Here is a 21,060-nt window from a genome sequence, read left to right on the forward strand (position 1 = left end):
GGCTAAGCCTCCATCGCCTGGCGCAGCGCCGCGGCGACGCGAGCCGGACCGGGGAAGTACTGCCATTCAAACGCGTGCGGATAAGGAATGTCCCACCCTGTGACGCGCTCCACCGGCGCCTCCAGCTGATAGAAACATTCCCTCTGCACCAACGCCGCAAGCTCCGCTCCGAACCCACTCGTCTTGGTGGCCTCGTGAACCACGATGCAGCGACCGGTCTTGTTGACCGAGCTCATGATCGTGTCCACATCTAACGGAATCAGACTGCGCAGATCGATGACTTCCGCATCGACGCCACTGTCGTTAGCAGCGGCCAGCGCCACGTGCACCATCGTTCCATACGCGAGCACCGTGACTTCTTCACCCTCACGCACGACCGACGCCTTGCCTAGCGGCACTTTGTAATAATCCTCGGGCACCTCACTCGCCGGATGCACCGACCAGGGCTTCACCGCCACATCGTGACGCCCGTCGAACGGTCCCGTGTACAACCGCTTGGGCTCGAAGAACATCACCGGATCGTCGTCCTCGATGGCGCTGATCAGCAGTCCCTTGGCGTCATACGGCGTCGAAGGAATGACAACCTTCAATCCGACGACGTGCGTGAACAGTCCTTCCGGACTCTGGCTGTGCGTCTGTCCGCCGTAGATGCCGCCGCCATAAGGCGAGCGCACCACGATAGGCACGCTGAACTGCCCCGCCGACCGATAGCGGATGCGCGCCGCCTCGGAGGTGAGCTGATCGAAGGCCGGATAGATGTAGTCCGCGAACTGGACCTCCACCACCGGCCGCATGCCGTAAGCCCCCATGCCGATGGCCGCACCGACGATGCCGCCCTCGGCGATCGGCGTATCGAAACAACGATGCTTGCCATATTTCTTTTGTAAACCGTCGGTGGCGCGAAACACGCCGCCGAAGTAACCCACGTCCTCGCCGAACACGACCACGCTCGGGTCGCGCGCCATCATGGTGGCCATGGCGGAGTTCAGGGCCTGGATCATATTCATGGTCGCCATGCTCAGAAACCCGCCTCCTGGCGCTGCTTCAGCAGTCGCGGATCCGGCTCCTTGAACACGCCTTCGAACATGGTCTTGGGACTCGCCGTCTGATTGTTGCCGTGGACGCCGCTCGCTTCCGCTTCTTTCTGCACGGTGCGAACTTCCTGCGTGACATCTTCAAGCAGCGACGCGTGCTTCTGCTCGCTCCACTCGCCACGCTGGATCAGATGCTGCTTGAGACGTGCGATCGGATCGCCGAGCGGCCATTTCGCGCTCTCATCCGCCGGCCGGTAACGAGTCGGATCGTCGCTCGTCGAATGGGCTTCGGCACGATAAGTAAACAACTCGATCAATGTCGCCCCATGATTGGAGCGAGCGCGCTGCGCGGCCCACTTTGTCGCGGCATACACCGCGAGGAAATCATTTCCATCGACGCGCAACGCCGGGAGCCCGTAGCCGACGGCGCGCGCCGCGAACGGCGCTTCGTCGCCACCCGCGATGCCTTGGAAAGATGAAATCGCCCACTGATTGTTGACGACGTTCAAGATCACCGGCGCGCGATACACCGAAGCGAACGTCAGCGCGTAATGGAAATCGCCTTCGGCCGTGGTGCCATCCCCCACCCAGCCCGCGGCGATGCGCGTATCGCCGCTCAACGCCGAGCCCATGGCCCAGCCGACAGCCTGGATGAACTGCGTACCGAGATTGCCCGAGACCGTGAAGAAATTATGCTCCCGGCTAGAGTACATCACCGGCATCTGCCGGCCGAGCAGCGGATCGAGCGCGTTGGAATAAATCTGTCCCATCATCTTCAGGATGGGATAGCCGCGCGCGATCAGCAGGCCCTGCTGACGATAGCTCGGAAAGCACATGTCGCTGCTCTCGATCGCCGCGGCCTGCGCGGCAGTAACGGCTTCCTCGCCCGTGCTTCTCACATAAAACGAACATTTGCCCTGACGCTGTGCGCGATACATGCGCTCGTCGAACACGCGCGTCAGCATCATCGTGCGAAGGCCACCGAGCAGCGTCGCGGTCGACAGCTCCGGCGCCCATGGGCCAACGGCATTGCCGTTGTCGTCGAGCACGCGTATCAGCTCGTATGCGAGGTCATGCATCGAGCGGGGTTCGGTATCCAGCGCGGGGCGTCGCACGGCGCCAGGCGCCGACAGACGCAATTTACTGAAGTTGGCCGACTCGCCCGGACGTGCGACCGGCTCGGGAATTCTCAGCGTCAGCGGCGCGTTGCGCGCCGGCCTGAGCGCCACCGCCTGACGATCCAGGCGGGTTGAATGCAGCATGACGGCCCCCTAACAACGTTTGTTGTCTGCTGTTCTAGTGGGGCCAGTCTAGCTAGCGCATCGCGGTCATTTCTTCGCCAAATTCACGCCGCGAAGGCGTCTGTCTGCATGATCGTGGCAAGCATGGGGGCGCAGGCTGAAAATTCCTGCGCCCTGGAAGGAACATCACTTCTGCGACACCAGCTCCCGTTGTTCCGGCTGCCGCACGTAGACCTGCGTGAACTTGACCCGCACCGCCGAGGAGATCGCGGTGTTCTTGCCGGTCTTCGGATCGGGATAACCGTCGGCCAGGCGCATCATCGCCTTGTACTGCGAGGGAGAAGACAGCTGACCGTAGCTGTGATGATGCGTGGACCACGATGTATTCAAGTGATGATTGAATGCCTTCACATCGACGTAGCCGGCCATCAGGCCTTCCGCCGCTTCCGGGTCGAGCTTCAGCTTCAACTGAAAGCCGCGGAACACGTGATATCCGCTGGTGCCGAATGTCACACCCCACGGCAGCATCACGCGATCGGCAGGATCCGTGACGAGCACGCCGTCGACGATCTTGCCCTTCAACTGGCTCACGTATTCCTTGCCCCAGCGCAGATCGATACGCTGCGTGCCGCCAGGAATGAAACCTTCGCCCGTCGCGTCCTGTAACAAACCGTCGCTGCCGCGATAGGTCGTCACGACCACGGCATCGTCGTGCTGCAGATTGTCCACTTCGGTCAGCTCGATGACGATGCGCGCATCGTCATAGCTGCGCATGAACAGGTTTTCGAAGTGATTGATGGTGCCCATGGTGCGGTAATGGCCGATGCAGCCGATCACGCGATACAGCTGGTTATCGATGCCCTTCTCGCCTTCGGGACTCAGGAAATCTTCCAGGCCGACCTTGCCGTCCAGGTTCAGGCCATAGGACGTGTTGCCCTGGGCTTCCAGGAATTTGAACGACTCAGGCTCCGTGGTCGGATGCCACTGCTCGCCTTCGCGCTTGAGCTGCGCTTCGACGATGGAGCGCTTCTTACCGTCGCCATACAGTTTCTTGAACTGCTCGCGCGGCCCGTCGTTGAAACCTTGCGGACATTCGGTTTTCGCCCCTTCGGTCTCGTACACGGCCCAGTATTTGTGGGTCATGACGTAACCGATCTTGCGGTCTTTGAGCGCCGCGCCGCCTTCCTGCAAAGGTTGAGCGGCGACGGCTGTCACAGACGCGGCCAACAGCGCACTGGCAATGCTCAAACTCAGAGATGCATTGAAAGTCATATCCGCTCCTCTTCGCTGAACCGCCTCAACGATCATTCGCCAGCCGGCCGAGCGCGTTGTTTCGATAGTCATCGCGCAGCCAGAACGCCCGGAAGCCGTTGCGCTGGCCGTTGAACTCGCCGTAGCTGTCGCCGTTGGCGTCACCCGGCTTCGCATCGTCGCCATACGTGTAAACGGGCCGACCGCGATACGCCCACACCTGCATGGCGCCCGCATCGCCGGGCTTGGCCCACTTGCCGGTGTTCGGATCGACGGTCACGACCGTCCACAGGCTGCTGTCGCTCTTGGCGCCCGGCGAGGCCTTCACATACGGGAAGGTTTTCTGACAGACCTTGGCGTCGAAGTTGCCGCAGATCGCCATTCGATACACTTGCGGCGAATCGGGATGATCGCAGGTCTGCTGATCCATCGCGTCGTCGTTGCACTGGTAGATATAAATGGTGCGGCCTTCCTTGTCCGCCAGCACCTGGCCGATGCGCGAATCCTGCACCGTGAAATCCGCCGGCGGCGGCAGCGCGCGTTGCGTATAAACATTGTGCCAGCCCGGAATGTCACTTCCGGTGACGGCGCGCGCTTTCTTCTCATGCACGTAGGTATAGAGCGGCTGACCACGATATGCCCATTGTTTGATGCCGGGCGAGCGCTCGACCACGCTCCAGTCGCCTTTCGATTTCGCCGTCTGCGGCGCGAGCACCGGATCCCAATCCGACAAACATTTGTCGACGCAATTGGATTTGCCCGGCTCATCGGCCTCCGACGCGTACACCGAAAAGCCTTTGTACGTCGTGATCATGTGGCCCGTGCGGAACGGCACGATGGCCAGTTCGGGGGGAACATCGGGCGGCGGGCCGATCGGCTCACGCACGATGCCTTGCGCACCGCCATTCAGCGCATTGGTGCCACCGAACACGTCGCCGGGCTTGCGATCGAGATCCGAGGTGTACACGGGATAGCCGTCGTACGCCCACTGACTCTTACCATCCTTGCGTTTGATGATGGTCCACTTGCCGACGGGCTTCGCGTCCGCGGGCGCGAGCACGGGCGGCCATAGGTCCTGACAGCTCCTGCGCTTGTCCAACTCGGGCAACAGGAAGCCGCCCGGATACGGGCTCATGTAGCCGGTGGTTTCCTTGTAGATCGTGTCATCGCAGGTCGACTCGCCGCTGTTACGACGATCGCCGGCGTTACCGTTGCGAAGATTGCCCAGCTGCCATTGGTAGAGCGTCTTGCCTTCGGCGGTGGCGAACACCGGGCCTTCCAGCTCGGTCTGGATCACCTGGATGCCCGGCGGCATCGGCACCTTCACATACGCTTCGCTGGCCTTGGAATCTTTCGCCTGCCAATACGGACCGTTCGCGGCCAAGGTCGTCTGACTCACGCCGGCGCCGATCAGCACCGTCGCGGACAGCAACCATCGAAGTCTTTTCATCGCATATCCCCCTAGCGCAAGGTCAGACGAGGATCTCGCTGACCTCGTGCGAAGTGTTGTTGCTGTTGACGCCCCAGGACGGCTTGTCCACGCCGAACAGGCGCAACGCGGTGTAACCGACGCGCGTGCCGGCGGTGCCTTTACCATCGATGTGCATGCCGCTCTTTACCTTGCCGCCGGCGCGACCCGCGGTGAAGACCGGAATGTTGTCGAGGCTGTGCACGCGGGCATAACCGTGATCGGTCGTGCCGTAGATGAACACGTTGTCGAGCAGCGTGCCGTCGCCCTCCTTCACTTTGGTGAAGGCTTCGACGAAGTACGCCCACGACTCCATCGCACGACGCGTGAACCACGACGCAGTCGGCTGATAGCCGAGCTTCATGTCCACCGGCTCTTCGTGAGTCGTCGTGTGATGCGGCTTTTCGTAACCCGGCTTGATGGTCGACGAGTTCGCGTTGGTGTACGCCATGTTGAACACACGCGTCTGATCGCACGCGAGCGCCATCACCAGCAGGTCGGTCATCATGCGATGACGGTTCGCGATGGCTTCCTGCTCCTGGCCCATCGCGGGATCGACCTTGATCTCGCCCGGCCGCACGCAGGCCTGGATCGGCTCCGGCTTCTCCAGGCGCTGCTGGAACTGCTGCTCGAGATGGCGCAGGCCGGTGAAATACTGGTCCAGTCGCGCCTTATCGTCGGCTGGCACGGTGTTCATCAGCTTCTTGGTTTGATCCATCACGCCGGACAGCACGCTCTCACGCACCATGATGCGCGGGTTCGGTGTGAACGTCGGCGCGTTCGGATCCGGAAAGTCGGGACCGAACAGACGTGTATAGAACTGCAGCGGCGACCACTCCGGCGAGTTCGGTGTGTTGCTGTTCTCGTAGCTGTAAGTGTTACGCACGTCGCCGGTCGCGGTCGCGGTGAGCGATTTGAAGCGCGTCGAACCGCCGATCTGGTTGGCGATGGTGACGTCGATGGTCTCGCCCGGAATGTCTTTGTTGTCCTTCGGCGCGGCGCCGGTGCGCGCGATCACCCAACCGGTGTAGTGACAGAGGTTCTGATAGTTGTCACGAAACGCCTGGGTGTTGGTGATCAGGTTCATGTGCTGCTTGATCGGCGCCAGCGCCACGATCTCTTCGGGCAGATCGAAATCCGTGCCGTACTTCTGAGGCACGAAGATGCTCTTGGTCATCCCCAAGCCCCAACCCCAGGTGCCGAAGCGAACCGGCAGGGGCGCACCCGAAGCGAAAGCAGTGCCGTTGGTGTTGAGGAAACAATTCAACAGAGGCAGCGAAACGTTCACGGCGACGCCGCCCACCAACCCTCGCAACACTGTCCGCCTGGTCAACTTGCTCATGTGGTGAATTCTCCGCAAACGTCAAACTCAATTCTTTTGCCCGGGGCCAACGTTCGAGGCCACGGTCTGTTGTGATTCGGCCGGCCCGTCAGCCTCCACCGTCGTCGTGGTGGGCAACTGCTCGTCGATGACGATTTCTTCGGTGGGCGCATGCGCTTTCGACGGACCCGTCTTCTTCGCCGGCGTGACGTGCTGGAAGGCGTCCGACAGCGCGATGGTGCGCAACAGGTCCGGCAGCTTGTAGCCGCTCTCGGCGAACTCGGCCGTGTAGTACTTGAGCAGCGAACGATCGGTGGGTTTGGCCGCGCCGCCCGAGCCGTAGCTGTACAGACGATCGACCAGGCAACTCGGCAGGCTCGGATTGTCACGCAATGCCTTGCCCAGGCCGACCGCGTTGTCGAAGTGAACGCCGTCCAGCTCGCCCGAAGTATCGATGGTCGCGCCGTTCTCGGTGGTGCGGAAGCGGCCGGCGCCATCGAAGTTTTCCAACGCGAGGCCCATCGGATCGGTGATCTTGTGGCAGCCCGCGCACGCCGGATCTTCCAGATGCACGGCCACGCGCTCACGCTGAGTCTTGTAGTGCGCATCCGGATTTTCGAGCTTGCCGAAGTCGACGTTCGGTGGCGGCGGCGGCACGACCTGACACAGCAAACGTTCACGCAGCGCCTTGCCACGCAGAGTCGGCGAGCTGCGGCCCGGATGGGAGCGCAGAGCGACGAAGCTGATCTGCGTCAGCAGGCCCTGGCGCGGGCTGTCTTCGGCAAACTCATATTCCGTCCAGCCTCGCGACGCCGGAATCTGATACAGCGGCGCGAGCGCCGGCGACATGAACGTCTCGCGCGTGACGTACAGATCGCGATAGTCCGCTTGCTTGACGATCAGGTGATCGATGATCGTGCGCAACGTTTGCTCACGTGCGTCGGTCGCCGTCGCACCTGTGAAGAACGGATACACGGTCGGATCCTTCGAAAGTGCATCGAAGTCGTCGAAACCGAGCATGTCGTCGAAGAAGGCGCGCATGCCGGCTTCGAGACGCGGGCTCGCGATCATCGCATCGACGACGCGCTTCAAGCCGCGCTCGGACTCCAGGTCGCCGTTTTCCGCCGCCTTGAGCACCATGTCGTCGGGACCGGCGTTCCACAGAAAGAAGCTCAGGCGTGAGGCCAGCGAGTAGCTGTCGAGACGACGACGACCTTCGTCGTCGGCGTCGCCTTCGGTGCTCTCCACGATGAACAACACCTCGGGGCTGATCAGCATGGCCTCGAGCACCAGCTCGATACCGGCATAGAAATCTTTCAGCTTATCGGCGGCCTCGTTCGCCGCCGTCACGTAGTGGCCCAACTCCTCCTCGCTCAGCGTACGACGATGCAGAAGCCGGCCCGTCTGCGAGAAAAACTGCTTGGCGCACTCGGGGTCCGCCTGAGTCTCCGACGCGGGAGTGCACGGAATGAGGTAATTGCGGCGCTCCGGTGCGACCACCTGCCCGGCGATGCTGCTGGCGGCGCGCTGGAACGTTTCGATCTTGCCGGAGGTGACGCCCGCCAATGCAGCGCCATTCGACAGCAGGCCGTCGGTCCGACGCAGCGGCGGGAACTTGATGTCCATGTCCACGCTCGAGCCGAACACGTTCGCGATGGTGTTCAGATACTGCTCGGTGGTGATGACTCGCACACGCGGCGGCGTGCCGGGATTCTCGGGCTCGCTCTTGCCTGCACAACCGGCGAGCAACGCGGCGGTCAGCACGGCGGTGGCGCTGCCGAGCAGGGCTTTACGGATACTCACATTCACTCAACGTCCCCCTACCGATCGTCATGCGGATAAATAAAGATTTAGCTGGCTAGACCCGTTCTATCCGCGCTACAGAATGTACGCCTACCGCCTGGTATGAACTTTGTTTTTTTCGCCGCGAAAGTGGAAATTTTCCGTCCGTGTCAGGAGTTTACACATCACGACCGCGGCAGTTCGCCGTCCAGCTCCTGATACACACGCCAGATGGCGAGCGGCGCCTGCGAGCTGCGTAACGCCCAGTCGTGGTACTCGCCCCAGTTGGCGTGCTCCGCTGCCTGGCAATTAGCGGCTGATTCGCACTTGAACCCTGCCTTATGCAATCGTTCCGCCTCATCGATCACGGTCGCCAGCGCCAGGCGCGCTTCGTCCAACTCGCGCCTCATGATGGCCGCCTCATCGATGAAACCATGGCCCGGCAGGTAGTACGCCGCATTCATGGTCGCCGCCTTCCGCAGAGTCGCGAGCCACTCCGTCGGATACGCCGAACGCATGGCCGGAAACACATCGCGTAAGAACACTTCGCCGAGGAACAGCACATTGCTTTCGGGCAGCCACGCGACCAGATCGCCGCCGGTATGTGCGCGGCCGAGATTCAAAACCTCCATTTGTATCGCGCCGAGCCGCAGCGAGCGCTGCTCGGACACCAGCATGGTGGGCGGATTGGGATCCTTCGCCAGCCGCTTCTGCGACGCCGGCGAGCCAATGAATACGACGTTGGGATAAGCCTCTTTGAAGGCGGCGTTGCCGCCGACGTGATCGCCATGATCGGAAGCGATCACCACGTACTTGATCGGCTCGGGCGTGAGCTTGCGGATGTTCTCGATCATGAGCCTGGTCTGGGGCACATCGCCCTGCCCGTCCACCACGATCACGCCGTCGCCAGTCGCGACGATCAGGCTGACCGTGTTGACGATCACGCCCTGCTTGTCGGGCGAATGCAGCCCTTCATAGGCGTACACGTTGGGCACGATCTGCTGCCAACGTGGAAAATCTTTCGCGGTGAGATTGCGTTTGGAAATATCCGCCGAATGCGGCGGCTCCGCACTGAAGGCGGCCGGAGATAGCAGCAGCGCTCCGATCGAACATAGGATCGGCGCGAGCCCACTCGCTCTTCTCATCGTCATCCCCCAAGCGGAGCGGGCCCGCGTCGGGCCCGCCCCGCCGGTGTTTCACTATCAGAACTTGAAGCGCACGCCACCGTGGAACATGGTGCCGAAGCGGTCGTACAACTCCACGTTCGACTGACCCTGATAGAAACCAGCGCCACGACCGCCCGCGACCTTGGCTGGATCCTCATTGGTCAAGTTTTCGATCACGACGTACAGCTCGCCCATGCTCTCGAGCTGGTAGTTGACCGCCAGGTCGAAATAGTGGGCGGCCTCGATGTGGTTGTCGTTGATCGAGTTGGTGTAGCCCATGGCGGTCAGCTCGCTCGCCGACGGACAACTGCCCACGTCGCACTCGTAGAACGCGTTGTTGTACACGCCCGAACTGATACCGCGCATCGACAATGTCACCGACACCGGATTCCAGTCGTAACCCGCCGAGAGCAGGTAGCGATACTTCGGCCCGGAGAGCTCGGCGCCCAGACCGATGCCGGCATCGTCCGAGTTCACACCCTTACCGTCGATCTTGCCACCCTGAGCGTTGGTCGTCTCCAACTTGTCCACGAACGTGCCCATTGCACGCAAGGTCAAGTCGCCAGGGCCGACCGGCAGGCGGTAAGTGGCGTCGATGTCCACGCCGCTCGCCGTCTCGCCGACGATGTTCTCCGGGTAGCTGGTGACCACGTCGATGAAACCGGCGGCATTGCGATGGATCTGCGAACACAGCTGCGCGTCGTTATCGTTGTAACAACCTTCGATGATCTCACGCGTGCTGCGCACATAGATCGTGCCGTCGACTTCGATCTTGTAGTAGTCCACGGACATGGTGAAGCCCGGCAGGAAGCGCGGCGTCAACACCACACCGATACCCGTCGTATCGGCCTCTTCCGGCTTGAGATTCCGATTGCCGATGGTCTGGCTCTGCATGAAATATTGAGGCGGCGGGTTACCCGGCAGGCCCAGATCGATGTTGTTACCCGTGCCGCCAGAACCCTGGTTGAACAGCTCGCCGAGTCCTGGCGCGCGAATATCGCGCGAACGGGTGAAGCGGAAACGCATATCCTCGAGCGGCGACCAGACCAGGCCGGCCTTCCAGGTCGTGACTTCGCCGGACTCGCTGTAGTCGGTGTAGCGAACCGCGCCGTTGAAGTCCAGCACATCGGCGCCAGGCACGTCCTTCAACAACGGGAACACCGTTTCCACGAAGCCTTCGTTCACCGTGTATTCGCCGATCGTCGCCTTGTAGTTGCCCGCGAAGAAGGCGCTGGCCTGATCCAGATCGCTCACGGCGCCCTCCGAGGACTCCTTGCGGTGTTCGGCGCCGAACGCGAGCGACACCGGGCCTGCCCAGTTGTCGAACGGCTCGCCGCTCATGCTGGCGGCGACGACCTGCTGCTTCAGCGTGATATCCGAGTGCCCCATGTCGGTGACGTAGTCGAGGGCTTGCGGCGAGTTCACACCCAGGCCCATAGGATTGTAGGGACGGCAGTTCGGATCGACCACGATGTTCAGGAACTGGTCACGCGGGCCGCAAACGATTTTGCCCGTGGCCGGATCGCGTACCGCGTTGATCGCCGCGAGGTATCGCGAGTTGACGCGGTTGGTCGGTGTCAGGGATACGATGTTCTGCTCGCCATGCACGTAGGAGGCATCCCAGTTCCACTCCCTGCCGCCGAGATCGAAGTTGCCTTCGAAGCCGAACACGCCGCGCTTCAGCTCACGCTCGTTGATACCCTGCAGGTAATGCATGTCGCCGTTGAACGTGCCGATTTCGATGGCGTCGATATCATTGGCCACCATCACATCCCTGATTTCAGGCGCCAGAAACGCGTTGTCCTGATAGACGTAGACGGTGCCGCCGTTGTTCAGGATGGGCACGACCTGCGTGTTGTGCGACCAGGTCTTGCCATACTGCAAGTCGACGAAGGTGGTGACGTTGTCGGTGATGTCGAAGCTGGCGCGGCCGAACAGAGTTTTACGCTCCAGCGGCAGGGCGATGGTCGTGGCGCGATCGATACGGGAGGCTTCCCAGTCGCCGCCTCGCATGGTCGGACCGTTCACCAGATCGCCGAACTGAAACGGAATCGCGGCGCCGCCGGTCACGAACTGAGTTCCACGCAGACCGCACGGGCCCGGTGCGGCTGTCAGCCTGTTGCCGGGCTGGCCGGTCACGAGATCGACGTACGGCGTGATGTTCCGACAACTCAAGGTCAGCCCACCGAAAGTGCCATTGGCGACGCCGGCGTTATGAACCGTGAGCAGCGTCGGCTGGCCAGGCTGCGCGGACCGGGGGTTGCTCATCAGCTGGAACGAATCGTCCGCCCAATCGCGATTGTTGCCGATGATGCCTTCGTCGTCGGAGTACTCGCCGCTGAACAACAGGTGGCCACGGCCGTCGGCGAAGCCCGTTCCCGCCGTCAGCGAGAGTTTGTAGTTCTCGCCGTCGCCTTCGGTGGTCGCGCCGTAGTCGACGTTGCCCTTGACGCCGGTGAACTCCTTGTCCAGAACGAAGTTCACCACGCCCGCGAGCGCGTCCGAGCCGTACACCGCCGAGGCGCCGCCCGTCACCACGTCCACTCGCTGCACCAGGCCGCTCGGAATCATGTTGACGTCGACCGCTCCCGAGAGCGCGCCCGTGGCAATCGTCGAACCGACCATGCGCTTGCCGTCCTGGAGCACCAGAGTGCGGTTGGCGCCGAGGCCGCGCAGGTTCAGGATGTTCGTGCCGGCCGTGCCGGAGCTGATGTTCGAAGAGCGATTCCGCGGCGTCTGGCTGTTCGTAAACGCGGGCAGGCGGTTGACGGAGTCCGCGATGGTCACCGTCGCCATCTTGTTCAACTCTTCCGCACCCAGCACGGAGACTGGTGTCGGCGCTTCATAGCCGTCGGTACGCGCGATGCGCGAGCCGGTGACGGTGATGGCTTCGAGAGTGTCGCCGGAAGTATCGGCGGAGGTGCTGCCGGTTGCACTTTGGGGGGCTGGCGAGGGACCCGCCTGCGCCACCTGCTCGGCGGTCTCCTGCGCCATGGCGCTCATCGCGACGAAACTGGTCAGCGCCAGCAACGTCACGCTGGCCGGTCCCAATGCCCGTTTGACGGCTGCAGAAACCGGGCGCTCGCCCGAACGTGCCGCGCTTCGATCGTTCATCGTCATATTCCCCCTTTAGGAAAATTATTCTGTGCTCGGCTCACGTCCGGTGTGAGCCGGAGCATGACCTCGCATCTGATGAATCACTCGTGGGTCACGATGAGGGCCGGAGCCGCCATCCGTGCCGATGCTTTCATTACGCAGCACAGCCTACACGCGTCGGGTCGCAGGAATTTACTGATAATGTGTGCCGCCGGTCGGGGTCGCAGCATGAATCAGGCGTCGAAGCGCGAATTGACAGCATTAGTTTGCGCCGGCCGATGGGAGCCTCTCACGACGGGTGTCGCCCGCGCCTCGAATGCTTCGTGCAGCGGTTGAAGTCGTCCGCGACGACGGCTACTTTGAAGAAGCGCCGCGCGAGCAACGCGCGTCTATCGAAATCAATGTTCATGACGAACGCGCGCGTTCGTTGCGGGGGATTCGAAACATGCCTTCAAAGTCGATGGCCCGAGCTGCCGTGTTGTTGGGGATCGCGATCGCGAGCGGCGCTGCGCTCGCCGATGCGCCCAAGCAAAGACTCAATCCACTCATCGGTTTGATCGAGCAAGGCAAGCCCGCCATGGGCCTGTACGCGCCCAGCAATCGCCGACATGGCGCGAGCGACGCCCCGGCGCCGCAGAAAACGCCCGCGCAGCTCGCGAAAGAAACGGTCGCTTACAAACTTTCCGATTACGTTTTCGACGGCAGCATGGAGTACGACTTCGATAAGACGCTGCCGGAGTTCACTGCTTATGCGCAGGCGCTGAGCGCGGAGAAGCATCTGAGCGACACGCCTCATCCGCACATCGCGTATCCGATGATCGTGAAGATGCACGAGATCGCGCCCGACCCGGCGTTGGCCGCGCGTCACATCGGACAGCAACTGGATCTCGGCGTCAGCGGCATCATGTTCGTCGGCGTGGAAAGCGCCGAAGAAGTGAAGCAAGGCATCAAAGCCATGCGCTACCCCGCTCAAGGCGGCACGCGCGCCGACAGCGTCGGCTCGGCGCCGAAGTACTGGGGCGTTTCGGAACAGGAATATCGCCGGAAGGCGGATCTATGGCCGCTCAACCCGCAAGGCGAGCTGATCAACTGGGTGGTGGTCGAGAGCAAAGAAGGTTTGAAACACGTGCGTGAGATCGCCGCTGTCGAAGGCATCGGCGTGCTGTGGCCCGGCGCGGGCACGCTGCGTCGTGTGTTCTCCACGCCCGGCCCCGATGGCAAACCCGTCGTCGATGAAGCGGCGTGGGAAGGCGCGATTCAGCAGGTGCTGTCCGCGTGCAAGGAGTTCAAGGTGACTTGCGGCATTCCCACCGGCCCGGATCAGATCGAGATGCGCATGAAGCAGGGCTTCAGCGTGTTCGTGATGAACTGGGGCGAGGCCGGCTTCAAGACCATCGAGATCGGGCGCAAGGCCGCGGGCCGCAGCTAACGCCAGTCGTCGACTGAGATGCTACGCTCCTGCGGTCGCAACGATCGCAGGAGCTCGTGGCCTCAGAAATAGCCGAAGCCGTACAGCACGCCGACCGTCCACAACGCGATGGGATCGCCGCTCACTTTGTAACGGGTCCAGCCCACGGTCGCGGTGAGATCCTCGACGATGCCGACTTCCAAACCCGCGCCGACAAAATCATCCGAGTCGCGCTGAGTAAAGCGTTCCGACCCCACATCCAGCGAGCTGAAGGCACGCGTCTTGAGTTTCCAATAGTACTTGCCGCCCCGGAACGCCACGGCGACCCGCTCACTCAGCGGCAGCTTCACTTGCAAACCGACATCCACGCCTCGCACGGTCTGCGTGAGCGTCCGCTCGGATTGCAACAGCCTCTCCGGCAGCTCATCGACAAAACGCGATTGCAGTTTGCCGAGGTCGGTGTAACCGAGATGAACGGCCAGATAGTCGGTGAACTGGTAGCCGGTGAACACTCGCCAGCCCAGTCGCTTGTCGTCGCCCCAGGTCGCGGCCACGTCGTAACTCATGGTGCTGGGATCGCCGGAAAATTGCGTCGGCTGGCTCGGGCTGCCGTGCACCTGGCCGAGCTGCGATCCGAAGGACCAGCGGGACGCAGTGTCATCCGCGGATGCCGTCGCCGCCGCCAATCCGCCGGCTGAAATCAAAAACGCGCGCCACATCGTCCTGATCGCGAGCATGCCGTACTCCAGACGTTAGCGTTTGAGGATGAATTCCCGGTCCACGGTTTTGCCGACCGGGAATCCATATTCGCCGACCTTGCTGAATCCATAGCGCCCATAGAAACGTTGCGCGCCATAGTTCTCCGACCACACGCCGATATACAGCGGCGTCCGGCCCTGCGACTCGAGCCATTCCAGCCCCAGGGCCATCAAGCGACCGCCGAGGCGCAGGTTGTGAAATTCCGCGAGCACATACAGCTGCTGGATCTCGCCCGCGCTGGGTTCCAACTGCTCCACCGGCAGCTTGCAGGCCCCGACCACGAGGAAGCCGATGTTTCGGCCGCTTTCGTGCACGACCAGCCAGACGGCGCGTTTGGGGTCGGCGAGCGTCTGAGCCCAACTCTCCGGCGTGTGGCTCTTGGCCAGAAAAGCCTGCAAATCCTCGGGCGGATACAGGTGCCCGAAGGTTTCGGTGAACGTCGCCGCGCCCAGTTCGGCCAGGGCGGCGGCGTCCGCGGCGGTGGCGCGACGGATGGTGGCGATGTCGGCAGTGTCAGGCATCTTGATGGCTGAATGGGACGTTAACAGAGGCAAGAAACCCCTAGTCTACCGCGCCGAGCGGTTCCCCGCTCGGGGACCGCCGGGCGGGCGAATACGCCAGGCGATACAGCGCCGGCAAGACGAATAACGTCAGCGCCGTGCTAGACAAAATGCCGCCGATGACCACCGTCGCCAGCGGCCGCTGGACTTCGGATCCAGTACCGACATTGAACGCCATGGGCACGAAGCCGAGGCTCGCCACCAGAGCAGTCATCAGCACCGGCCGTAATCGCGTGGCCGCCCCGCTCACGATGGCTTCATCGAGCATGGCCCCGCGTTCGCGAAGATCTCGAATGAACGTGAGCATGACCACGCCGTTCAGCACCGCGATTCCCGACAGCGCAATGAACCCGACACCGGCCGAGATCGACAACGGCATGCCACGGATTAGCAGCGCCAGGATGCCGCCCGTCAATGCCAGCGGCACGCCGGTGAACACGATCAGCGTGTCCCTGCCCGACCCGAAGGCGGCATAGAGCAGCCCGAGCACGATCAGCAACGTGAGCGGGACCGCGACGGCGAGCCGGCGCGAGGCGGATTCGAGCTGCTCGAACGTTCCGCCGTACTCGATCCAGTAACCCGCCGGCAGCTGCAGATTCGTGCTGATGATCTGCCGTGCGTCGTCGACGAACGATCCCAGATCTCGTTCTCGGACATTGGCGGTCACCACGGCGCGCCGTTTACCGTTCTCGCGGCTGATCTGATTTGGGCCCAACGCAACGTCGATGCGAGCGACCTCCCCCAGAGGCACATACTCAGGCGGCCCCGCGGATCCGCCGAGGCTATCGGCATCGCCGCTGATTTCTCTGGATTCGCTGGGTAGCGGCACCGGCAGACGCGCCAACGACTGCGCATCGGCTCTATCGATATCGCCCAGGCGCACCAGGATGCTGAACCGTCGATCCCCTTCGAACATTTGGCCTGCGCTTTCCCCGCCCAATGCGATCCGAACGACTCTCTGGACGTCCGCGACCGCGAGGCCATACCGCGCCAGGCGTTGGCGATCCGGTGTGACCGTGAGCAATGGCAAGCCGGTTATCTGTTCTGTTTTGACGTCGCGCGCGCCATCGATGCCGGTGAGCAAGGATTCGACTCGCTCGCCCAACTGAAGCAATTGGTCCAGATCGTCGCCATAAATCTTCACCGCGACGTCCGAGCGCACGCCGGAGATCAGCTCGTTGAAACGCATCTGGATGGGCTGCGTGAACTCGTAGTTATTGCCAGGGATCTCCGCAGCCGCGGCCCGCAACTCACTCAGGAACTGCTCCTTGGACTTACGGGCGTTCGGCCATTCCGAGCGCGGCTTCATCATGACGAAGGTGTCCGATAACGAAGGCGGCATCGGATCGTTGGCGACTTCGGCGGTGCCGATTTTTCCGAAGACATGCGAGACCTCGGGCAATTGCTTGAGCCTCGCTTCCAACGCCATCTGCATATCGACCGACTGGCTCAAGCTCGTGCCAGGTATGCGCAACGCGTGCAGCGCCACGTCGCCTTCGTCCAGGCTTGGCACGAACTCGCGGCCCATCCGCAGCGACAGCAGCACGGCAACTGCCACCAAGCCGGCGGCGCCACCCACGATCAACCAGCGCTGGTCGATGGCCTTGCGTAACATCGGCTCGTAAGCGCGCCTGATGCTCGTCATGATCCGATTCTCGCCATGCCGAATGGGGCCACGAACGAACAACGCCACCGCGGCCGGCACGAAGGTGAGCGACAGAATCAACGCCGCAGTCAGCGCGATGACGACGGTGATGGCCATCGGATGAAACATTTTTCCCTCGATGCCCGTGAGCGTGAACACCGGCAGGTACACGACCAGGATGATGATCACGCCGAACGAGCTTGGCCGGACCACTTCTCGGGTCGCTTCTCGCACGATGGCCAGCCTCTCGATCAGCGTGGGCAGCCGCTGCGCCCTGGCCTGTTCTTCGCCGAGGCGACGCAGGCAGTTCTCCACGATGATGACCGCGCCATCTACGATCAAGCCGAAATCCAGCGCGCCCAGGCTCATCAAATTGCCGGACACTCGAGACCCCACCATGCCACTGATCGTGCAGAGCATGGCGATCGGAATGACAGCGGCTGTCACCAACGCCGCACGAATGTTTCCAAGCAGCGCGAACAGCACCGCGATGACCAGCAACGCGCCTTCGACCAGATTCTTGGTCACCGTATCGATCGTCGCGTCGACTAGCGAGGTGCGGTCGTAGATCACCTCGGCTTTCATTCCCTTCGGCAAGGAGGCCTGAACCTGTTCGAGGCGTTCCGCGGCAGCGCGCGCCACCGCCCGGCTGTTTTCGCCAACGAGCATGAACACCGTGCCCAGGACGATTTCCCTGCCATCCTGCGTGGCTGCGCCCGCTCGCAGCTCATGGCCCACTTCGATGTTCGCTACTTGGGCGAGACGGATCGCGACGCCCTGGCGTTGCCCCACCACGACCTCTCGCAGCTCTTCGATGGTCGCAAGTTGTCCCGGGGCCCGGATCAAATATTGCGAGCCGCTGCGCTCGATGTATCCCGCGCCTACGTTCTCGTTGTTTCTTGCGATGGCTGTGAGGATGTCGTCGAACGTCAGATCATACGCCAGCAACCGGTTCGGTTTGGGAGCGACGATGAACGCGCGTTCGTAACCGCCGATCGTGTTCACTTCCACGGCACCCGGCGTCTGCCGTAGCTGAGGCCGGATGATCCAGTCCTGGGCAGTTCGCAGATCCGTCGGCGTCCAGCCCGAGCCCTCCTCCGGCGTCACCGTGTACATGAAGATTTCGCCGAGACCGGTCGCTATGGGACCCAGTGTCGGCTCGAGGCCCGGCGGCAGTTGCGATCGAACTTCCGCCACGCGCTCGGATACCAGTTGCCGGGCGAAGTAAATATCGGTGCCGTCTTCGAACACGACGGTCACTTGCGACAATCCATATCGCGACAGCGAACGCGTGTATTCCAGCCGCGGCAAACCCGCCATGGCGGTTTCGATGGCAAACGTCACTCGCTGCTCGGACTCCAGCGGCGAGTAGCCGGGCGCCTCGGTATTGATCTGAACCTGGACGTTGGTGATGTCCGGGACCGCATCGATGGGCAGCCGCTGATAGTTGTAAACGCCGATGGCGCAGATCAGCACGACGATGCCGAGCACGAACCAGCGGTGACGCAGCGAGAACTCGATGATGTTGTTCAGCATGGCGCGTGCTCAATGATCGTGGCCGGCGCCGGCCTTCTCGATATCGGCCTTGATCAGGTAGCTGTTTTTGGTGACGTACCGCGCGCCTTCCTTCAAGCCTGCGAGGACCTCGATGTGGTCCGCGTCGGAGCGTCCCAACTCCAACATGCGTGGCTCGTATGTGTCACCGAGCTGCTCGAACACCACGTCGGCATCGCGGAAGCGCTGCAAGGCGTCGCGTCGAATGGCGAGCGGCACCTTCGTTTCGGCAACGGTCACATGTGCTGTAACGAACTGGCCTGGACGCAGCTGACCGGTCGCGTTATCGATGACGACGCGCGCTCGGACGCTCTGGCTGCCATGAACCGCGAGTGGCGCGATCCTGGAGACATGTCCGTCGGCGAGCTTTCGATTATTCAGATCGAGCACCTGGACTGGCTGCTGCTCGCCGATGCGTGCGAGATCCGTTTGGAAGACGTCGAGCTCGACCCAGACTTTGGTGAGATCGACGATCGTAAACAGGGCTTCCTCGCCAGTCGCTTCGCCGACCTGCGCGCGATGCTCCACCAGCACCCCGCCGATTGGAGCGGGGATCGGATAATTCTGCAGGCTTTCGTTGCTCTGTACCTGCGCGAGCACGGCGCCCTTGCTCACGGTCGCCCAGGGTTGCACCGCGACTTCGCGCACCACGCCCGGAAATCTCGCTCGCACTCTGGATACTCTCGCGGGGTCGGCTTGAATCACGCCGGACAGAGACAATGTTTCCTTCAGAGTTGCTGGACCCGCTTCACTCGTCGCCACGCCCATGGATTGCGCGACGTTCGGTGCGATGGTCGTGCGACCTTCGGCCTCCGCATGACCTTCCTCGTGGCCTTCTTCACGTCCCTGTTCATGACCATGCTCATCTTTATGGGCCTCCGGCGAATCGGTCGACGAGCCGCAACCGGCAATGAACAGCACAGCGAGCAACAATGCGAATAATCGGATCATGGTGCGCTCCGTTCAAAAGCGCGAACGGGCGCACCCGTCACGCGTTGTATTTCGATGAGTAAGGTGTGGAACTGCGCGGCGGCGGTGATCGCCTCGCGCTCGACTTCGAGCAATTGCGACTGGGCATCCGCCAGCTCGAGCAATGAGAAGCGGCCAGCACGGTATCCTTGCTCTGTCGTAGCCAGCATGGCTTCTGCTTGAGGCCGAACGTTTGTATGCAGAGCCTGCGCCTCGGTGCGCGCGTGTGAGATCTCCTGATACAGCTCGAACAGCTTGGCTTGAACCTCCAGGAGCGTCGCTTCACGTTCGGCATCGATGCGCGCACGGCTGGCCCGGGCGGACTTCTCTTCCAGCGCCGCTTTCTGCCGCGTACCTAACGGAACGGAGAAGGATGCGATCAGCGCGTGTTCGTCGAATGATTCCAGCCGCCGCACACCGGCAGCCACCGACACATCGGCCGCCTTTCCTGCTTCGGCCAGCCGGACGCGGGCGTCTTGCGCTCGCGCGTCCGATGCGAATCGCGCCAATTCGGGGCTGGCTTCGAGTCGCTGCTTATAGACCTCGAGTGTCTCGAGCGCAGGCAACTCGAATATATTGCCCGCGGCGGTTACGAACGAAGCGTTTGCATCGCCCCATAACACGGCAAGGTTGACGCGTGAGCTCTCGAGCTCGTGCTCCGCGTGCTCCTCCGCAATTCGAGCCCGGGCCAGCGCGATCTCCGCCTTGCTCAGCATCGCCGGCGACGCGGCTCCCGCTTCCACTCGTTGCTTGACCACGTTGCGTGTGGTGTCTGCCAGCTCCGTCGCGCGGCGCGCTGTCTGCAAAGACTGCTGATCGGAGACGACGTGAATGAAACGTCGAGCTACTTCGGCGAGCAGATCGATTCGCCGCACCTGCTGGTCGGCCGCCAGCGCATCGATCTCTCTTGCTCCGAGCTCCTTGCGCAGCGCCAACTTTCCGCCACGCTCGAATACGCGGGAAAGTTGCACCGTCGATTCGAGCGCGCTTACCCCCGAAACATTTCCTGTGCCACCGAAATTCTCGAACTCGGTTTGCAAGCTCCACGCAGGCGGCAACGCCTCCACCGCGGAGCGGCTCGCCACGCTCTCTGCTTCTGACATGAAGGCGCGAATCTGGGGGTTACGTTCAGTGGCAAGCGCCGTTGCCTGCTCGAACGTCAATTCGTCGTCCGCAACCGTCCCTGCGCCGCTCACCTCGATCCACGAGCCGAGCACGCACACAAACACGCCCGCACGCCATGCGGGCGCTCGATAACTCTTCATTGAAATGCCTCCGCAAGCGTCGTTCCGACGGAACGCCGCTGAAATCACTCAGAACGTGAAAATGCGAAGAGGCTTAGACCGGCGGCCCGCGCAGCGGCGGCCGCCAATAAATGGAATCGTCGGTGGGAATCGATTGTTGTTCGGCCGGGAACGGGCCGACACGGGTAAAAGGCAGGTCCCAGCTCAACACCGTGAGCGCGACCGCAATCGCCAGATCGAAATCGGGACCGCCCTTTTTGACCAGCGTCCCGAACAGCGGATTCACGTCCTTGTCGGCGTTGCTCTCGTCCTGATGATGCTCATCGGCATGAGCATCCGCAAAATGAACACTCGCCGGCGGCTCCTGCCCATCCAAACACAAATGAACATGCGCCCCGCTCGCCTTCACAGTCAGCACTGCAAGCACGAGCGTCCACAATAAGAAACGAGTTATGCGGGGGTGCCACATAGCTCCAATAATAACTCATCGGCGCGTTGTCGAGGTGAGTTACCCCTAAGAAAAGAGTTCTTGCAACCATAGAAATCAAGCAACCAACGCATC

The 21,060-nt window shown here is 62.2% G+C and carries 15 protein-coding genes; 1 reads left to right on the forward strand and 14 read right to left on the reverse strand.

Translation table 11 applies throughout. The annotated features are described in order from the left end of the window. Positions 1-2: 2 nt before the first annotated feature. The 8 genes from VGD45_RS21715 to VGD45_RS21750 all read right to left on the reverse strand — a co-directional run bounded on the left by VGD45_RS21715 (position 3) and on the right by VGD45_RS21750 (position 12,377). Positions 3-1,016 (reverse strand): alpha-ketoacid dehydrogenase subunit beta, encoded by a 1,014-nt coding sequence (locus VGD45_RS21715; protein WP_331157446.1) that lies wholly within the window; start codon positions 1,014-1,016, stop codon positions 3-5. Positions 1,017-1,018: 2 nt separating this feature from the next. Then, entirely contained in the window at positions 1,019-2,296 is a 1,278-nt protein-coding gene (locus VGD45_RS21720; protein ID WP_331157447.1) for a thiamine pyrophosphate-dependent enzyme, read from the reverse strand. Positions 2,297-2,461: 165 nt separating this feature from the next. Next, on the reverse strand, positions 2,462-3,547 hold the full coding sequence (locus tag VGD45_RS21725; RefSeq protein ID WP_331157448.1) for a hypothetical protein: 1,086 nt from the start codon (positions 3,545-3,547) through the stop codon (positions 2,462-2,464). Between the two features lie 25 nt (positions 3,548-3,572). Beyond that, a complete protein-coding gene (locus tag VGD45_RS21730; RefSeq protein ID WP_331157449.1) occupies positions 3,573-4,976 on the reverse strand; it encodes a hypothetical protein in 1,404 nt (467 codons plus the stop codon). 22 nt (positions 4,977-4,998) lie between these two features. Further along, the gene (locus tag VGD45_RS21735) at positions 4,999-6,336 is read right to left on the reverse strand and encodes a DUF1552 domain-containing protein (protein ID WP_331157450.1); all 1,338 of its coding nucleotides are present in this window, start codon (positions 6,334-6,336) and stop codon (positions 4,999-5,001) included. 27 nt (positions 6,337-6,363) lie between these two features. Continuing rightward, the gene (locus VGD45_RS21740; protein WP_331157451.1) at positions 6,364-8,124 is read right to left on the reverse strand and encodes a DUF1588 domain-containing protein; all 1,761 of its coding nucleotides are present in this window, start codon (positions 8,122-8,124) and stop codon (positions 6,364-6,366) included. A gap of 158 nt (positions 8,125-8,282) precedes the next feature. Then, complete coding sequence (locus tag VGD45_RS21745) at positions 8,283-9,242, reverse strand: MBL fold metallo-hydrolase (protein WP_331157452.1); 960 nt, start codon at positions 9,240-9,242, stop codon at positions 8,283-8,285. Positions 9,243-9,299: 57 nt separating this feature from the next. After that, entirely contained in the window at positions 9,300-12,377 is a 3,078-nt protein-coding gene (locus VGD45_RS21750) for a TonB-dependent receptor plug domain-containing protein (protein ID WP_331157453.1), read from the reverse strand. A 427-nt stretch (positions 12,378-12,804) separates the two neighbouring features. Between VGD45_RS21750 and VGD45_RS21755 the strand changes: the two genes are divergently transcribed. Beyond that, entirely contained in the window at positions 12,805-13,788 is a 984-nt protein-coding gene (locus VGD45_RS21755; protein ID WP_331157454.1) for an aldolase/citrate lyase family protein, read from the forward strand. Between the two features lie 62 nt (positions 13,789-13,850). Here VGD45_RS21755 and VGD45_RS21760 read toward each other — a convergent pair whose 3' ends face one another. From VGD45_RS21760 to VGD45_RS21785, 6 genes are all read right to left on the reverse strand, one after another. Further along, positions 13,851-14,504 carry an outer membrane beta-barrel protein gene (locus VGD45_RS21760; protein ID WP_331157455.1) on the reverse strand — a complete coding sequence of 218 codons (654 nt, stop codon included), beginning with the start codon at positions 14,502-14,504 and terminating at the stop codon, positions 13,851-13,853. 15 nt (positions 14,505-14,519) lie between these two features. Beyond that, positions 14,520-15,047 carry a GNAT family N-acetyltransferase gene (locus VGD45_RS21765; protein WP_331157456.1) on the reverse strand — a complete coding sequence of 176 codons (528 nt, stop codon included), beginning with the start codon at positions 15,045-15,047 and terminating at the stop codon, positions 14,520-14,522. 40 nt (positions 15,048-15,087) lie between these two features. Then, on the reverse strand, positions 15,088-18,267 hold the full coding sequence (locus tag VGD45_RS21770; protein WP_331157457.1) for a CusA/CzcA family heavy metal efflux RND transporter: 3,180 nt from the start codon (positions 18,265-18,267) through the stop codon (positions 15,088-15,090). A gap of 9 nt (positions 18,268-18,276) precedes the next feature. Further along, positions 18,277-19,236: an efflux RND transporter periplasmic adaptor subunit gene (locus tag VGD45_RS21775; RefSeq protein ID WP_331157458.1), complete on the reverse strand. Its 960-nt coding sequence runs from the start codon at positions 19,234-19,236 to the stop codon at positions 18,277-18,279. Then, positions 19,233-20,519 carry a TolC family protein gene (locus tag VGD45_RS21780; protein ID WP_331157459.1) on the reverse strand — a complete coding sequence of 429 codons (1,287 nt, stop codon included), beginning with the start codon at positions 20,517-20,519 and terminating at the stop codon, positions 19,233-19,235. The genes VGD45_RS21775 and VGD45_RS21780 overlap by 4 nt, the downstream gene beginning before the upstream one ends. A gap of 73 nt (positions 20,520-20,592) precedes the next feature. Then, positions 20,593-20,916 carry a hypothetical protein gene (locus tag VGD45_RS21785; RefSeq protein WP_331157460.1) on the reverse strand — a complete coding sequence of 108 codons (324 nt, stop codon included), beginning with the start codon at positions 20,914-20,916 and terminating at the stop codon, positions 20,593-20,595. Positions 20,917-21,060 lie beyond the last annotated feature (144 nt).

Source organism: Steroidobacter sp. (genome assembly GCF_036402275.1).
Classification (GTDB): Bacteria; Pseudomonadota; Gammaproteobacteria; order Steroidobacterales; family Steroidobacteraceae; genus Steroidobacter.

What these genes read in the sequence shown, in the direction of transcription:
- VGD45_RS21745 (WP_331157452.1), bottom strand. Translation starts at nt 9,242, where the DNA reads ATGAGAAGAGCGAGTGGGCTCGCGCCGATCCTATGTTCGATCGGAGCG.
- VGD45_RS21725 (WP_331157448.1), bottom strand. Translation starts at nt 3,547, where the DNA reads ATGACTTTCAATGCATCTCTGAGTTTGAGCATTGCCAGTGCGCTGTTG.
- VGD45_RS21780 (WP_331157459.1), bottom strand. Translation starts at nt 20,519, where the DNA reads ATGAAGAGTTATCGAGCGCCCGCATGGCGTGCGGGCGTGTTTGTGTGC.
- VGD45_RS21755 (WP_331157454.1), top strand. Translation starts at nt 12,805, where the DNA reads ATGCCTTCAAAGTCGATGGCCCGAGCTGCCGTGTTGTTGGGGATCGCG.
- VGD45_RS21715 (WP_331157446.1), bottom strand. Translation starts at nt 1,016, where the DNA reads ATGGCGACCATGAATATGATCCAGGCCCTGAACTCCGCCATGGCCACC.
- VGD45_RS21735 (WP_331157450.1), bottom strand. Translation starts at nt 6,336, where the DNA reads ATGAGCAAGTTGACCAGGCGGACAGTGTTGCGAGGGTTGGTGGGCGGC.
- VGD45_RS21720 (WP_331157447.1), bottom strand. Translation starts at nt 2,296, where the DNA reads ATGCTGCATTCAACCCGCCTGGATCGTCAGGCGGTGGCGCTCAGGCCG.
- VGD45_RS21750 (WP_331157453.1), bottom strand. Translation starts at nt 12,377, where the DNA reads ATGAACGATCGAAGCGCGGCACGTTCGGGCGAGCGCCCGGTTTCTGCA.
- VGD45_RS21775 (WP_331157458.1), bottom strand. Translation starts at nt 19,236, where the DNA reads ATGATCCGATTATTCGCATTGTTGCTCGCTGTGCTGTTCATTGCCGGT.
- VGD45_RS21730 (WP_331157449.1), bottom strand. Translation starts at nt 4,976, where the DNA reads ATGAAAAGACTTCGATGGTTGCTGTCCGCGACGGTGCTGATCGGCGCC.
- VGD45_RS21760 (WP_331157455.1), bottom strand. Translation starts at nt 14,504, where the DNA reads ATGCTCGCGATCAGGACGATGTGGCGCGCGTTTTTGATTTCAGCCGGC.
- VGD45_RS21770 (WP_331157457.1), bottom strand. Translation starts at nt 18,267, where the DNA reads ATGCTGAACAACATCATCGAGTTCTCGCTGCGTCACCGCTGGTTCGTG.
- VGD45_RS21765 (WP_331157456.1), bottom strand. Translation starts at nt 15,047, where the DNA reads ATGCCTGACACTGCCGACATCGCCACCATCCGTCGCGCCACCGCCGCG.